A 13,388-nucleotide genomic window follows, 5' to 3' on the forward strand; every position below is an offset into this window, starting at 1 on the left:
GAGGTTTTTGTTTTTATTCGCTTGAAGCAAAAAATGTGTGAATCTGGTATGCCCACGAAAGCGGATGTCTTCACAAATTAATTATATAAAACCTTTAAATAGCAATATTTAGAGGTTTTTGTTTTTATTCGCTTGAAGCGAAAATGTATAAATCATCTATACCTGCGAAAGTGGGTATCTTCATACTAATGTATAACAAGCCTCTAGGATTACTAACTATCTAGAGTTTTTTGTTTTTACATTAAGCAAATTCTTGTTAATTTAAAGTCCTTTGTATGAATATGAAATATTTTTTATTAATTTAACTGTCTAGCTTATAAAGAACTAATCCTACTAAATAAAATATAGAAATATGATTTAATAGGATAGGTTTATGAAGTATTATTATACTACTTTTTTATGTTGTTTGTTATCGTCTTTATTCGGATATAGTCAAGTACTTTTTGATGAGGTTTCGGAAGATGTAAATTTTCATTTTTCAAATGCTGTTTTTTTTGGCACTGGAGTTTCTTTTTGTGACTTTAATAATGATGGATGGGATGATATTACAGTATCTGGAGATGATGGAGAATCTATAGGTTTTTTTAGAAATATAGATGGAGTTTTTGAAGAAGTGACCTATGAGTTAGAGCAACTTCCAGTATCTTTAAAACAAGCCGTTTGGATTGATTTTGATAATGATGGAGATAAAGATCTCTTTTTAGCGAGTGAAGATGATAAAAATAGGCTCTACAGGAATGACGATTTTATATTTACAGATATTACTATAGCTGCAGGACTTCCAGACGCTGTACTGAAAACTAATAGTGGTTCTTGGGGGGATTATGATAATGATGGAGATTTAGATCTTTTTTTAAGTAATAGAGATTTGGATCAAATAATTCCTAATATGCTTTTTAAAAATAATGGAGATGGAACCTTTGAAAATGTAAATGAACTATCTGACATTGGAGACGTAAGTATGATTACGTTTCAAGGGACATTTTTTGATTATAATAATGATGGATGGCTAGATATTTTTCTTATTAATGATAGAAAGGTGACGGCTAATATTTTATATCATAATAATGGAAATGGGACATTTACAGATATAACAACAGAAGCAGAAGCTGGATATGTAATGGATGCAATGTCAGTGGGATTAGATGATTATAACGCAGATGGCTTTATAGATGTTTATATAACCAATACTGCTTATGATTCTGAATTTCCTGTTCCAGCGAATGCACTTATGAAAAATGATGGAGACGGAACTTTTTCAGAAATAGCAATTTCATCTGGAGTGAGCTTTGATAGAGTATCATGGGGAGCAAATTTTATAGACATGGATAATAATGGGCGACTTGATTTATATGTAAGTGGTGTAGATAATACAAATGATAATGGAGAAGTATCAGCTGCATTTTATTATCAGAATGAAGATGCATCATTTACAAGAATTCTAAGTAATGGTTTTGAAACAGATTTAGCACATTCCTTTGGAAATGCATCAGGAGATTATAATAATGATGGATATCTAGATATGGTTGTGGCTAATAGGGAGCCTTATACGTTTGATTTGTGGAATAATAGATATCATGAATTGGTACCTAATAACTGGTTAAAGGTAAACCTTGAAGGAGTAGAGAGTAACCGTGATGGTTATGGTTCAAGAATAGAAGTTAGTATCAATGGAGAAAAGCAATATAGAATAACGGCGAGTGTAGAAAGTTATTTAAGTCAAAATTCTGATATAGAAACTTTTGGTGTTGGGGAGGCCACTGTTGTTGATTATGTAAAGGTTACTTGGTTAAGTGGTCATGTAGATTTTATAGAAGATGTGACTGCAAATCAAATCCTAAACATTGTTGAAGGGCAATCTCCACTAGCTTTAGAAGATATACGTCGTGATTTTGAAATGCAAATTTATCCCAACCCAACAGAAGGTATGATCACTATAAAAATACCAGAAGATATAGCAGGAAATAATGAGATTAAAATATATAATATCCTTGGGCAATTGATAGCAGCATACCCTATACAAAGTAATGAGATACAAGTGTCTACTAATAACTTACATAAAGGAACTTACTTTGTGTCCTATTTCACTAATAATCAACTTACACAAACTATGAAGTTGATTAAATTATGATATTAATTATAGACATGTACTACTTGAAAATAGGAAAGGAAATTTTAAACATACCAAAAAGTATGATCCTTTTATAGATAGAGACTCGAAAGACATTGAGACTATTATAATAAATGGTAAAGAGCATTATGTCGTTGTGAGTAATAATGCACCACTAGATGTATTTACTTTCTGAAATTGAGTGTCTAAAATGTCTATAAACATTTCATGTATCTCATGAACACGATCAAATATTTCAATTTCTAGTCTATCTCTAAAAAATACAGTACTTTTTTTTTGTTTTGTCTTTCAAGCTTTATAATGATACTAATCATTAGTAATAATTATAATTGATTAAAACGGCAATCAAGGTAAAGTAAAAACAAAAAGGCTATAAGAAAATTTTCTCTTATACAAAAAGACCATTGGAAGAATGGTCTTTTTGTATTTGTAACATATTTGTATAGATTAATGTATGATGATTTACAGATAAGTAGTCCTTTTTTTATGTTATAAATAATTTTCAGGCATAGTCAGCAGTATATTTTTTAAAAGTTTGCTGTACTAAGTCACTAAGCTCTTTAGGGAAATAGGGTTTCCCATATTGGTCAAGACTCTTAGCGACACCACCTCCTACGGCATACTCTGGATCGGTATCTTGATTTACCCAACCTAGCACATCCCATCCTTGGTCTAGCAAACTTTTTATATGTTTAAGATCTGCTTCAACAACTTCTTTATGGGTATAATCCCCATATCCATTAGATTCATAACTCATTGTTGTAATAGGTGCAATTTGTAACGTTCCTTGTAGTGCGGTTTCTGTTGTCCCCATAAAATTTTCCATAGCGGTCATGACTCCAGCTTGGTTTGCTCCAGCTGTATGCGTGTTCCAATCTCCAGCATTATAGGTCTTATGGATTTCTAAGGTTTGTCCATAGTTTGCAGAATAGGTAATTGCAACTCCTTTAGCACCTGCTTTGATACGTTTTTTAGCTTCTTCAATAACAGAGAATGCTTGTGAATCTGAAGAGATCATATTTCCGTGATCGTCTTTATAGGGTAGAAGAAATTTTACAAAATGTCCCATGATAGTGTGTTGTTATAAAATTTCCATAAAAATAACTGCTAATCATATGTTTTATGACCGTATTAATACGTGTTTTAGTCGTATGATTATTTTATTAAATCATTAATAAACGTTTCATTCACTTCATGTATCCCATCAAAAACTTGCACTTGAAGCCTATCTCCAAAAAGAGCAGTACCTTTTAATTGCTGTTCTGTTTTACGAGCCTCATTGATATACTCATCTTTATCTCCATAGAGATATGTGATTATAGTAGTAGGAGAGAGGTACTCAAAATTGGCTGGTGTCAGTTCATGCGGGATGGCACCAGAATGTAAAAGCATGTGTTTACAGTCTATTTTTCTACTACTTGCCCATCGTGTTACGATAGAAACCCCTTGGGAATACCCCATTAAGGTGAGGTTTATAGATTGTCCTTCCCATTTTTTTGATTCTGTTTGCCAAACAGCATCTATATATGCAAGTACATTCTCTTTCTCTAAAGCTGTATTTTCTTTGGTGAGCCAACTAGCACCTACATATTTAAAACGTTTGTCTTGATAGTATTTACTAGGAGCTTGAGGTGCGATAATGTAGTTTTCTTCTTTGTTGAGTCCTTCAAAATGTTTTATGAAATATTTCGTAAGATAGCCCATGCCATGAAAAACTAACCAGACATTTTTGGTCGAGTTTGTAATGGAGTTAAGTGTTGTATAGGTATTTGTATGTGTGTATGTAATCTGATTTTCTGTCATCATGGTTTATTTTCGCGAAAGCATACTGAACTATATTAATTAGTTACTAATATCCTTAAAAATCGTTTCTTTAATCTCAAACCATTCTTCTTTTAAAATACCATAACAAGCAGAACTACGTCTAAAATCTTCTTTTGTGATTATATTCTTACGTAAGACACCTTCTAGAATACCACCTATTTTTTCGACAGCACGTCTAGAGCGTGCGTTGCGTTCATCAATTCGGAATTCTACTTTTTCGTAATAGAGTTTTTCAAATGCATAATGAAGCATTAGGTATTTGATATGATGGTTTAAACCGCTTCCGCGAAAATCATCACCTAACCACGTCCATCCTATATGTACTACTTTATTCTTTTTGTCGACATTCCCAAAACGAGTACTTCCTGCAAAACGCTCTAATTTCTTATCATAGATAATAAAAGGTAACGCCAACCCTTGTCCCTTTTTATCAAAGGCTTCCCTCATATATTTTTTTAATTTTTTAGGCGTAGAAATGTCTGATGATCCGAATTGGTATAAATCTACTTGTTTAGAAAGGGGGAGCAAATCTCTATAATGAAAAGGTTCAAGAGGGAGTAATTTTGCACGTTTATTTTCTAAGGTCTTTGCTTTCATATATCGTATCTTCGTTAAACTTATTTTGACTTTTGTTTTTTAGGAAATAAGAAAAGTCAAAATAAGATTTATATAAAAATACGCCAATGAATTTGACTAAAGAACAAATACTTGAAAGACTTGCTCAAAGTTGTAAAAACACTTTGATGGAAACACTAGAAATCAAGTATATTGATTTTGGAGAAGATTATCTTGTGGCACAAATGCCAGTTACTCCTAGAGTGCATCAACCAGATGGGGTATTACATGGTGGAGCTATGGTTGCTCTGGCAGAAAGTGTAGGTAGTGCCGCTAGTTTTATGTTTTTAGATGGAGAACATATGTATGTACGCGGTATCGAAATATCTGCAAATCACGTAAAAAGTAAACGTGATGGAATGGTGTATGCTAAAGCTACATTTATTCATAAGGGACGTACTACACAACTCTGGAATATAGATGTTGTAGATGAAGAAGATATGCTAATTTCTAAAGTAAAACTCACTACAATAGCATTGCCTAAAAAATAATGACAGACACTTCTTTTTTTGAACATATTACCCAACAATTTGACGACGCACTTCCTTTTGTAGCTTATAGAAAGCCAAATAGCAAACTACTCCAAGGCTTCTATCAAGAAGATGATCACATACACTACAGCCTTGATTTTATTGAAAGTGGATTTGTATTTGCTCCTTTTGATAACACAAAAAAAAGTGTCATTATTCCTGATACTTATAATATAAATTGCGCATATAGTGTTACAGAAAATATACAGGATATATCAGAAGTAGTACTTCCACAGGAAGAAGTTTTTCATGAGCAACAACATCTTGAATTAGTTCAAAAAGGAATATTAAAAATAAATGAAGGTGGTTTAAAGAAGGTTGTGCTTTCGCGAAAGCGTACGTTTCCAAATGCATTGACAGACCCCATTGCTGTTTTTAAAAAGTTATTGCATGCGTATAGTGCTGCTTTTGTATACATATGGTATCACCCAAAAATTGGGTTATGGTTAGGTGCTACCCCAGAAACACTCCTAGAAATAAAAAACAGAACGCTACATACAATGTCACTTGCAGGGACACAACGATATACGGCGTCTAACGTTACGTGGGGAACTAAAGAAAAAGAAGAACAACAATTGGTGACAGATACTATAGCTTCTCGATTGGATCCATTTATAAAAGAATTGTTTATAGGGGAAATAGAAAATCATAAAGCTGGAAATTTATTGCATTTAAAGACTCCTATTTCTGGAAAAATAGATGAAACTGCTGTTCCTTTAAAAGAGGTCATTAACGCATTACACCCTACACCAGCAGTATGCGGACTTCCGGTAGAGGATGCAAAAGAATTTATTATTAAAAATGAAAACTATGACCGCTCTTATTACACAGGTTTTTTAGGAGAACTTAATCTAAAAAACGAGTCTAGTCGAGCTACATCAAGACGCAATGTAGAGAATCTAGCGTATAGAAGTATTAAAAAGAGCACACATCTTTTTGTGAATTTACGTTGTATGGAACATACAGCCGCAGGTATTCAAATTTATGTAGGAGGAGGTATTACATCGGCAAGTATTCCTGAAGATGAATGGGAGGAGACTAGGCATAAACTTGAAACCATGGGTAAGGTGTTGTTTTAATCGAAATTATACATTCATATTTCGTGATAAGATATTATGTTGATTTATCAGTAGAGAGTCGTATTTTTACATAACAAAATGAAGCACTCTAAAATACCAGTTGCACAATCTATCGTTAGTCTTTGCTTGAGTAAAGAAATAACTCAAGTGGTTATTTCGCCAGGATCGCGTAATGCACCATTAACGATAGAATTTACTAAAAATGCAGCTATAAAAGCATATAGCATTGTAGATGAGCGCTGCGCTGCATTTTTTGGTTTAGGGATTGCACAACAAACTAGAAAACCTGTAGCGCTTGTGTGTACTTCAGGAAGTGCATTACTTAATTATTATCCAGCAATAGCCGAAGCTTTTTACAGTGATATCCCATTGGTAGTTATAAGTGCCGATAGACCTGTAGAGCGCATTGACATAGGTGATGGACAAACCATACGACAGAAAAATGTGTTTGAAAATCACATTATGTACTCTGCAAATTTATATTCGGAAATTGTCCCTGTTGAAACCATAACAGATATACATCTCAAGCAAAAAATAGTAGAGAGTAGACGTCATAATGAACAAGAAATTAATAAAGCACTCAATATGGCTATCGAACATAGTGGTCCTGTGCATATTAATGTCCCTTTTTATGAGCCTCTTTATGAAATGGTGGACGAACAAACCGTAACTCCTATCCAAGTTGCTCCACGTCCTACAGAACAAGAAATTACAGATACAGTATTACAACCTTATGCTGATATATGGAATAGTGCTTCACGTAAAATGATATTAGTAGGTGTTAATCCACCTCATGTATTAGATCAAGAAATTATCAATTGGTTGGGGAAAGATGCTTCATTGATAGTTTTTACAGAAACAACTTCAAATATAGAGCATCCAGACTTTTTTACGCGTATTGATAATATGATAGGATCTTTGGATGACGATGGTTTTAAACAATTACAACCAGATATCTTATTAACGTTTGGAGGCATGGTAATATCAAAAAAGATAAAAGCCTTTTTGCGTAATTATCAACCTAAACATCATTGGCATATAGACGTTAAGAAGGCGTATGATACATATTTTTGTTTAAATAAACATTTTGAAATTACACCTACTACTTTTTTTAAAAGTATCATCCCGAAACTACAACAGAATGTAAGTACTTATAAGGAAGATTGGTTATCCATTCGTTCTAAACGAGATATGTTACATACCACCTATATAACCCAAATGTCATGGTGCGATTTTAAAGCATTTGATCATGTATTGTCTTCAATTCCTAATAACTCTATATTACAAATTGGAAATAGTAGTGCAGTACGATATGCACAATTATTTGATATCAATAAGACGCTAAAAGTATATTGTAATAGGGGAACAAGTGGTATTGACGGAAGTACCAGTACAGCTATTGGAGCTGCTGTAGCTACCAAGCAACCTACAACATTTATTACGGGAGATTTGAGCTTCTTTTACGATAGTAATGCATTATGGAATGATTATATACCCAAAAACTTTAAAATTATAGTCATTAATAATAGTGGAGGAGGCATTTTTAGGATTTTACCAAATAGAGACAAAAACACCGATGATTTTGATACTTTTTTTGAAACAACACATCAATTAACAGCAAAAGAATTATGTGCTATGTACGGGTTTAACTATTTAACAGCCACTAATGAAGAAGAATGTGTTTTTGCAAAAGATCAATTATATGCATTGAATGATAAACCTTCATTACTAGAAATCTTCACACCGCGCAAAATTAACGATGAAGTGCTGTTAAATTACTTTAAACACATCAAATAAAAAATTATTGGTTAAGTATTGGAAAATATTTTATCTTTAAGAACATTAAATTTTAAACCAAAAAGTAACTTTATCATTATGAGCAAAAGAGACGATCTCATCGCAAAATATGCAGATGACTTAAAAAACAAGTGTGGAATGACTCCTGACATGGATCTTCTTACAAAAGTAACTATCGGTTGTGGACCATCAATTTATAATGCTGATGCTGCAACGGTATCAGGAAGTGATGAGAGTGAACTCGCTACGGTAAAAAATAATTTTTTAGTTAAAAAATTAGGACTTAGTGACGGACCAGAATTAGATAGCGCTATTGCTAGCGTATTGGAAACATACGGTAAATCTAATCGTAATAAATACCGTGCAGTTGTATACTATATGCTTACAAAGCACTTTAAAAAAGAATCAGTATATAATTAATAGATTACTTAACTAACCAATCTATTTAAACGCTTTAACTATAATATATAGTTAAAGCGTTTTTTTGATAGAAGTAATTGTATTTTTGCACCTTATTTGTATGATATGTTAGAAATAGGAAAGTACCATAGAATGAGAATAGATAGAGAGACAGAACCAGGTCTCTTTTTATCAAATGAAGAAGGGGATGATGTATTATTACCTAATAAATATGTTCCAGCCGAATATAAAATATGGGATGAATTAGATGTGTATGTTTATCTTGACCATGAAGAGCGTCCAGTAGCAACTACATTAAAACCTTATATAGAACTTAATGGTTTTGGATATCTAAGATGTACAACTGTTTCAAAAATTGGAGCATTTCTAGATTGGGGTTTAGAGAAAGAACTTTTCGTTCCTTTTGCGCAACAGGCTAGACCTATGAAAGTAGGAAGTTGGTATATCGTATACATGTACCTTGATCAAAAAACCAATAGACTTGCAGCAACTAGTAAGACTATAAAATATTTATCCAATGATCAAGTTGATGTTAAGAAATTTGATAAAGTAGCTATATTAATCTCTCATATTACAGATCGCGGTGCTAATGCAATCGTAAATTCTAAGTATAGAGGTCTTATTTATAAGGAAGATATCTTTGAAGATATACGCACAGGAGATCAATTAGAAGGATGGGTAAAGAAAATTAGACCCGATGGAAAGATTGATATTGTGCTTCAAGAAGAAGGCTATAAGAGTATAGAGCCTAATGCGCAATATATTTATGAAGAACTCATGGCAAATGATGGTTTTTTACCTTTGCATGATAAATCTGCTCCTGAAGATATTCAATCTCAATTAGGACTTAGTAAAAAGAGCTTTAAAAAAGCAATCGGAACGCTTTATAGAGACCGAAAGATTCTTATTAAAGAAGATGGTATTCATAGTGTAGCTTAATTAAGCTACTAATTCCGAGCATTATTTGCTGCATAGACACCTGCGCAGTAAGCAGAAAAAATAGTACCCCCAGTTGATGGTTTATACGCTATATTTTTTACTTCGGTACCATTATCACCAAATGCGTATCTATCATTATCACCTAAGGGAGCTATTGTGATCACTGGATTTTTTTTGTTTTTTGCTTTAAAATTACTTCTTACTGTATAAATAAAGGACTGACTCGCATTATAGATTTCTTGTCTTGAACGCGTATCAAACTTTTTTATTTTAGTGGGGACTTCTTCATTTTTAAGATCGTATGAAAGTAAGCTTCGAGTAGTATTTGTAAGCGTTACCGCTTTTATTTCAAAGTTTGTAGTCTCAAAATCTAGTCCTTGACTAAAACTTATTATAGGAAGAAAAAGTAGTAAAAAAAGAATTTTTTTCATAGTAAGACTATTTTAATAGCAATCTAAGGATTTACATCAAATATCAAACCAACTTTAACACGTTTTTGTTAGAGATGAAATAATGGTAACTCTTCCTTGTATAAATGAAGTAAATTAACTTCTCATCCTTATATCGAAATTTTCTGAAAATTTCTTGTTAAGTGATGAACTGCTTTATCTAAAGATTCACATAAAATGGCTTGACAATTATTTACTTGTTTTTCAAATTTAAAAGTGTTTTTACCTTCTTCATCATAAGTGACAACTACTGTTGGATAGAATTTTTGAGTCAATGACTTTGTTTTCATAAAATCGGTCACTTTTACAGTGTATTTATGAACTCTATTTGAAATATATCCAAAAAACCGCTTGTTTTCACTATATGAGTTTAGATAATGATAGATTTGAACGAAACAGTCAAAATCTATAATAACACCTTCTTTGAATTCTGAAACTAAAAAATTCTCAAACACATAAATAGTACCTTGTGGTAGTTTATGAATTTTTTTTACTTCTTTATTTATAACCGAGTTTTCTAAATACATACCCCAATATTTATTAGGTTACAAAGGTAGCATGCATTATTATTTACTATGCGCGCATAGTAAATAATGTTTCGGATAATCGATAAAAATACCTTTTTTGTCGATTAAGTGTTTTAAAAGAGTGGGTTTAAAATACTTTTGTTTTAAAGTTTTATTTTTTCAGAAATGGAAGAAGGTAATCCACCTCTATGCATCAGTACAGAAATAGCTTTTAATTTTATATATGAAACACTCATATATACGTAACCGTTATACGCTGTGCGATCAGGGTTTGTTCCCCAAGAATTTTTTACTTTATAATAGATAGTTCCGTTCTGATCTTTTGCTTTTCCGGTAATATGCATTAGATGATCATCTGTAGTATTGTAATTTTCAAATTCATCTTGACGATATTTTTGGGTGATTACTTTTTCTTCTTCTGGGCCTAATACAGCAAGCTTTTCATTTTCTTTTTGAGCAGGTATGACTGCAACGCCTTGCTTTGAAGAAAATGATAACTCACTTACATCACAATCTAAGGTAAGTGTATATCCTTTTTCTAATGCATTATCTATACTTTTAATAAATTCATCAAGCTGTATATTGTAAAATGATCCATTAGAAAAGTTATCAGGAATGTTTAAAATAAATGAAGTATAAAATGGCACATGTGTAAATGAGGTGAGCGAAACATATTCACTTGGTTTAATTCCCATTGCAGTAGCAAACTCTTTAGGTGTATATTGTTTATTTTCAAAAGAAAAATTATCAATTTTATCACCTAAATAGGTGTCCAAAACAGCATTTACAGCAGGTTTCCATTTTTTACTTAATCTACGTCCTGGGTTTTCTATATAAGCATTAAGCATTGCTTCTATAACAGTCACCATTTCTGCATGATTATGTTTATTTTCAGTAGGAGCAAGCCCAGTATATGCATCTATTGGTACAAGACCAAATTGAGCAACACTATTGAGTACATCGTGTGCTAATCCACCTTCACTAAACTGTGCTTTCCCTTGGCGCATCACATAGTTTTCAGCTTTCATTGGGTAGGTGGTACGCACCGTATACATTTCAGAAAGATCTACTTTTTTTCTAGTAATACGGTATACTTCACTTTCTAAAAAGGATGAGGTAGAAAAACTCCAACAAGTACCTGTATTTCCTTGACTTATCACTTCGTTAGCTTCTAAATCAATAAGATCTGTAAAAATATATGCAGCGTTTGTTTCTTGAGCTAATCCCGCTTTCGCGAAAGCAAAAACAAGAATAATATAAAAGGTGAACTTTTTCATTTCTATGAATACGAATAAAGGGTTATTTTTACGCTAAAATACCATTTATGATAACTATTGACTGGAAAACGGCTAAAGAATATACAGATATCACCTATAAAAAGAGTAATGGCGTAGCTAGAATAGCTTTTAATAGACCTAATGTACGTAATGCATTCCGCCCTAAAACAACGAGCGAGTTATACGATGCATTTTATGATGCAAATGAAGATACCTCTATAGGTGTTGTATTACTTTCTGCAGAAGGACCCTCTACAAAAGATGGAGTATATAGTTTTTGTAGTGGCGGAGATCAAAATGCAAGAGGTAAAGAAGGCTATGTAGGAGAAGATGGGTATCATAGACTCAATATCCTAGAAGTACAGCGATTAATTCGTTTTATGCCTAAAGCTGTAATTGCTGTAGTGCCGGGATGGGCAGTAGGAGGTGGACATAGTTTGCATGTAGTGTGTGATTTAACATTAGCAAGTAAAGAACATGCTATTTTTAAACAAACAGATGCAGATGTGACGAGCTTTGATGGAGGGTATGGATCTGCGTATTTGGCAAAAATGGTAGGACAAAAAAAAGCAAGAGAAATCTTTTTCTTAGGACGTAATTATTCTGCACAAGAAGCTTATGAAATGGGCATGGTAAATGCTGTGATTCCTCATGATGAATTAGAAAGTACTGCTTATGAATGGGCGCAAGAAATACTAGCTAAATCTCCTATCTCTATAAAAATGCTCAAATTTGCAATGAACCTTACTGATGATGGCATGGTTGGACAGCAAGTATTTGCTGGAGAAGCTACAAGATTAGCCTATATGACAGATGAGGCAAAAGAAGGGAGAAATGCATTTTTAGAAAAACGAGCTCCTAATTTTGATAAAAAGTGGATTCCTTGATATATCAATAGTATTAGTGTATTATTTTATCAAGACGTTTCGTAAATTTTTCAGCTCCTTGCGGACTTAAGTGATTGTTATCTCTATGATCATTTAAGGAATATTCGTTGAATAGATTTGCATCCATATAATCTATATTATAATTAGATTTTACAGTTGCTAGAATACTATCCTTTCTATAAAGGACTTCTGGTATTCTTTGTTGTTTAAAGAGATCTGTCGTAGGGGTTTCTATAAGGATTATTTGGTAGTTCTGTTTTTTGCAATACGCTAATATGGTTTCAAGTTTTTCTGCGTTTTCAGAAACTAAACGCGGACTCTCTTGAGACGGAGTTATATGTACTGGACTTTCTTTTATTGCAAGACTGTCATATTTTAATCTGTTAAAATGTGACGTCGTAACATCTAGATTGTAACCATACGTATTAAAGTCGGTTTTATTTCTTCCATTTCTATGGTCACTTATTTTTATAGAGTAGTAATTAGGGAAACTGATATATAAAAAATTATCTTTAAAATAAGTAAACTCTTCTGATACTGTAGTTCCAAAGTAATGACGATACATACTATTTTTCCATGTCTCTTTTTGATTTGGAGCAGTTTCAAAATGACCATATGTGATTGGTATGATCACTGTTTTTAAAGCAGGAAGTGTTGGACTTACTTGTTCTAATAGTTTGGAACTTACATAATAATCCTGATCAGGGAATGCTAGGTTTAGAGTTTTTCTTGATAAAAATTCAGGATTAACAGCATCCCTACTTTGAGAAGCTCCCAAAACTAAAACTTCAATATCATCTTTGTTTTTTTTATAAAAATCAGATTTTATTTTTGGAGTTAATGGCAAATTCCGGGTATAATTCTCAACAATAGCATATCCTATGATTACGGGAATCAAAAATATACAGATTTG

Annotated in this window: 14 protein-coding genes; 7 read left to right on the top strand and 7 right to left on the bottom strand. The window is 32.5% G+C overall.

All coding sequences use genetic code 11. The annotated features are described in order from the left end of the window. Positions 1-373 precede the first annotated feature (373 nt). Positions 374-2,131 carry an FG-GAP-like repeat-containing protein gene (locus Q1A01_RS20605; protein ID WP_299684658.1) on the top strand — a complete coding sequence of 586 codons (1,758 nt, stop codon included), beginning with the start codon at positions 374-376 and terminating at the stop codon, positions 2,129-2,131. Positions 2,132-2,633: 502 nt separating this feature from the next. Here Q1A01_RS20605 and Q1A01_RS20610 read toward each other — a convergent pair. The 3 genes from Q1A01_RS20610 to Q1A01_RS20620 all read right to left on the bottom strand — a co-directional run bounded on the left by Q1A01_RS20610 (position 2,634) and on the right by Q1A01_RS20620 (position 4,552). Then, positions 2,634-3,200: a hypothetical protein gene (locus Q1A01_RS20610; RefSeq protein ID WP_299684659.1), complete on the bottom strand. Its 567-nt coding sequence runs from the start codon at positions 3,198-3,200 to the stop codon at positions 2,634-2,636. Positions 3,201-3,286: 86 nt separating this feature from the next. Beyond that, positions 3,287-3,937 carry an esterase gene (locus tag Q1A01_RS20615; protein WP_299684661.1) on the bottom strand — a complete coding sequence of 217 codons (651 nt, stop codon included), beginning with the start codon at positions 3,935-3,937 and terminating at the stop codon, positions 3,287-3,289. Positions 3,938-3,973: 36 nt separating this feature from the next. After that, positions 3,974-4,552, bottom strand: coding sequence for a GNAT family protein (locus Q1A01_RS20620; RefSeq protein WP_299684663.1), 579 nt, complete (start codon positions 4,550-4,552; stop codon positions 3,974-3,976). A gap of 86 nt (positions 4,553-4,638) precedes the next feature. On the opposite strand from Q1A01_RS20620, the gene Q1A01_RS20625 reads away from it, so the two are divergent. From Q1A01_RS20625 to Q1A01_RS20645, 5 genes are all read left to right on the top strand, one after another. After that, positions 4,639-5,061, top strand: coding sequence for a hotdog fold thioesterase (locus Q1A01_RS20625; RefSeq protein WP_299684665.1), 423 nt, complete (start codon positions 4,639-4,641; stop codon positions 5,059-5,061). Then, positions 5,061-6,179, top strand: a complete 1,119-nt coding sequence (locus Q1A01_RS20630) for a chorismate-binding protein (protein ID WP_299684667.1) — start codon at positions 5,061-5,063, stop codon at positions 6,177-6,179. Before Q1A01_RS20625 ends, Q1A01_RS20630 begins: the two co-directional genes overlap by 1 nt. A gap of 78 nt (positions 6,180-6,257) precedes the next feature. Then, the gene (gene menD / locus Q1A01_RS20635; RefSeq protein ID WP_299684669.1) at positions 6,258-7,976 is read left to right on the top strand and encodes a 2-succinyl-5-enolpyruvyl-6-hydroxy-3-cyclohexene-1-carboxylic-acid synthase; all 1,719 of its coding nucleotides are present in this window, start codon (positions 6,258-6,260) and stop codon (positions 7,974-7,976) included. 78 nt (positions 7,977-8,054) lie between these two features. After that, entirely contained in the window at positions 8,055-8,396 is a 342-nt protein-coding gene (locus Q1A01_RS20640) for a DUF2853 family protein (RefSeq protein ID WP_299684671.1), read from the top strand. Positions 8,397-8,501: 105 nt separating this feature from the next. Next, positions 8,502-9,335, top strand: coding sequence for a S1-like domain-containing RNA-binding protein (locus Q1A01_RS20645; RefSeq protein WP_299684673.1), 834 nt, complete (start codon positions 8,502-8,504; stop codon positions 9,333-9,335). Positions 9,336-9,343: 8 nt separating this feature from the next. On the opposite strand, the gene Q1A01_RS20650 is transcribed toward Q1A01_RS20645, so the two are convergent. The 3 genes from Q1A01_RS20650 to Q1A01_RS20660 all read right to left on the bottom strand — a co-directional run bounded on the left by Q1A01_RS20650 (position 9,344) and on the right by Q1A01_RS20660 (position 11,588). After that, the gene (locus tag Q1A01_RS20650) at positions 9,344-9,766 is read right to left on the bottom strand and encodes a hypothetical protein (protein ID WP_299684675.1); all 423 of its coding nucleotides are present in this window, start codon (positions 9,764-9,766) and stop codon (positions 9,344-9,346) included. A 128-nt stretch (positions 9,767-9,894) separates the two neighbouring features. After that, positions 9,895-10,311 (bottom strand): hypothetical protein, encoded by a 417-nt coding sequence (locus Q1A01_RS20655; RefSeq protein ID WP_299684677.1) that lies wholly within the window; start codon positions 10,309-10,311, stop codon positions 9,895-9,897. 143 nt (positions 10,312-10,454) lie between these two features. Continuing rightward, a complete protein-coding gene (locus Q1A01_RS20660) occupies positions 10,455-11,588 on the bottom strand; it encodes a C1 family peptidase (RefSeq protein ID WP_299684679.1) in 1,134 nt (377 codons plus the stop codon). A gap of 47 nt (positions 11,589-11,635) precedes the next feature. On the opposite strand from Q1A01_RS20660, the gene Q1A01_RS20665 reads away from it, so the two are divergent. After that, positions 11,636-12,475, top strand: a complete 840-nt coding sequence (locus Q1A01_RS20665; RefSeq protein WP_299684681.1) for a 1,4-dihydroxy-2-naphthoyl-CoA synthase — start codon at positions 11,636-11,638, stop codon at positions 12,473-12,475. Between the two features lie 13 nt (positions 12,476-12,488). Here the strand turns inward: Q1A01_RS20665 and Q1A01_RS20670 are convergent, their stop codons facing one another. After that, complete coding sequence (locus tag Q1A01_RS20670; RefSeq protein WP_299684683.1) at positions 12,489-13,373, bottom strand: hypothetical protein; 885 nt, start codon at positions 13,371-13,373, stop codon at positions 12,489-12,491. Positions 13,374-13,388: the final 15 nt, after the last annotated feature.

It is taken from the genome of uncultured Dokdonia sp. (genome assembly GCF_947492815.1).
Lineage (GTDB): Bacteria > Bacteroidota > Bacteroidia > Flavobacteriales > Flavobacteriaceae > Dokdonia.

Bases quoted from the DNA above. Each gene is read 5' to 3' on its own strand.
- Q1A01_RS20605 (WP_299684658.1), top strand. From the start codon at position 374: ATGAAGTATTATTATACTACTTTTTTATGTTGTTTGTTATCGTCTTTA.
- Q1A01_RS20610 (WP_299684659.1), bottom strand. From the start codon at position 3,200: ATGGGACATTTTGTAAAATTTCTTCTACCCTATAAAGACGATCACGGA.
- Q1A01_RS20615 (WP_299684661.1), bottom strand. From the start codon at position 3,937: ATGATGACAGAAAATCAGATTACATACACACATACAAATACCTATACA.
- Q1A01_RS20620 (WP_299684663.1), bottom strand. From the start codon at position 4,552: ATGAAAGCAAAGACCTTAGAAAATAAACGTGCAAAATTACTCCCTCTT.
- Q1A01_RS20625 (WP_299684665.1), top strand. From the start codon at position 4,639: ATGAATTTGACTAAAGAACAAATACTTGAAAGACTTGCTCAAAGTTGT.
- Q1A01_RS20630 (WP_299684667.1), top strand. From the start codon at position 5,061: ATGACAGACACTTCTTTTTTTGAACATATTACCCAACAATTTGACGAC.
- menD (WP_299684669.1), top strand. From the start codon at position 6,258: ATGAAGCACTCTAAAATACCAGTTGCACAATCTATCGTTAGTCTTTGC.
- Q1A01_RS20640 (WP_299684671.1), top strand. From the start codon at position 8,055: ATGAGCAAAAGAGACGATCTCATCGCAAAATATGCAGATGACTTAAAA.
- Q1A01_RS20645 (WP_299684673.1), top strand. From the start codon at position 8,502: ATGTTAGAAATAGGAAAGTACCATAGAATGAGAATAGATAGAGAGACA.
- Q1A01_RS20650 (WP_299684675.1), bottom strand. From the start codon at position 9,766: ATGAAAAAAATTCTTTTTTTACTACTTTTTCTTCCTATAATAAGTTTT.
- Q1A01_RS20655 (WP_299684677.1), bottom strand. From the start codon at position 10,311: ATGTATTTAGAAAACTCGGTTATAAATAAAGAAGTAAAAAAAATTCAT.
- Q1A01_RS20660 (WP_299684679.1), bottom strand. From the start codon at position 11,588: ATGAAAAAGTTCACCTTTTATATTATTCTTGTTTTTGCTTTCGCGAAA.
- Q1A01_RS20665 (WP_299684681.1), top strand. From the start codon at position 11,636: ATGATAACTATTGACTGGAAAACGGCTAAAGAATATACAGATATCACC.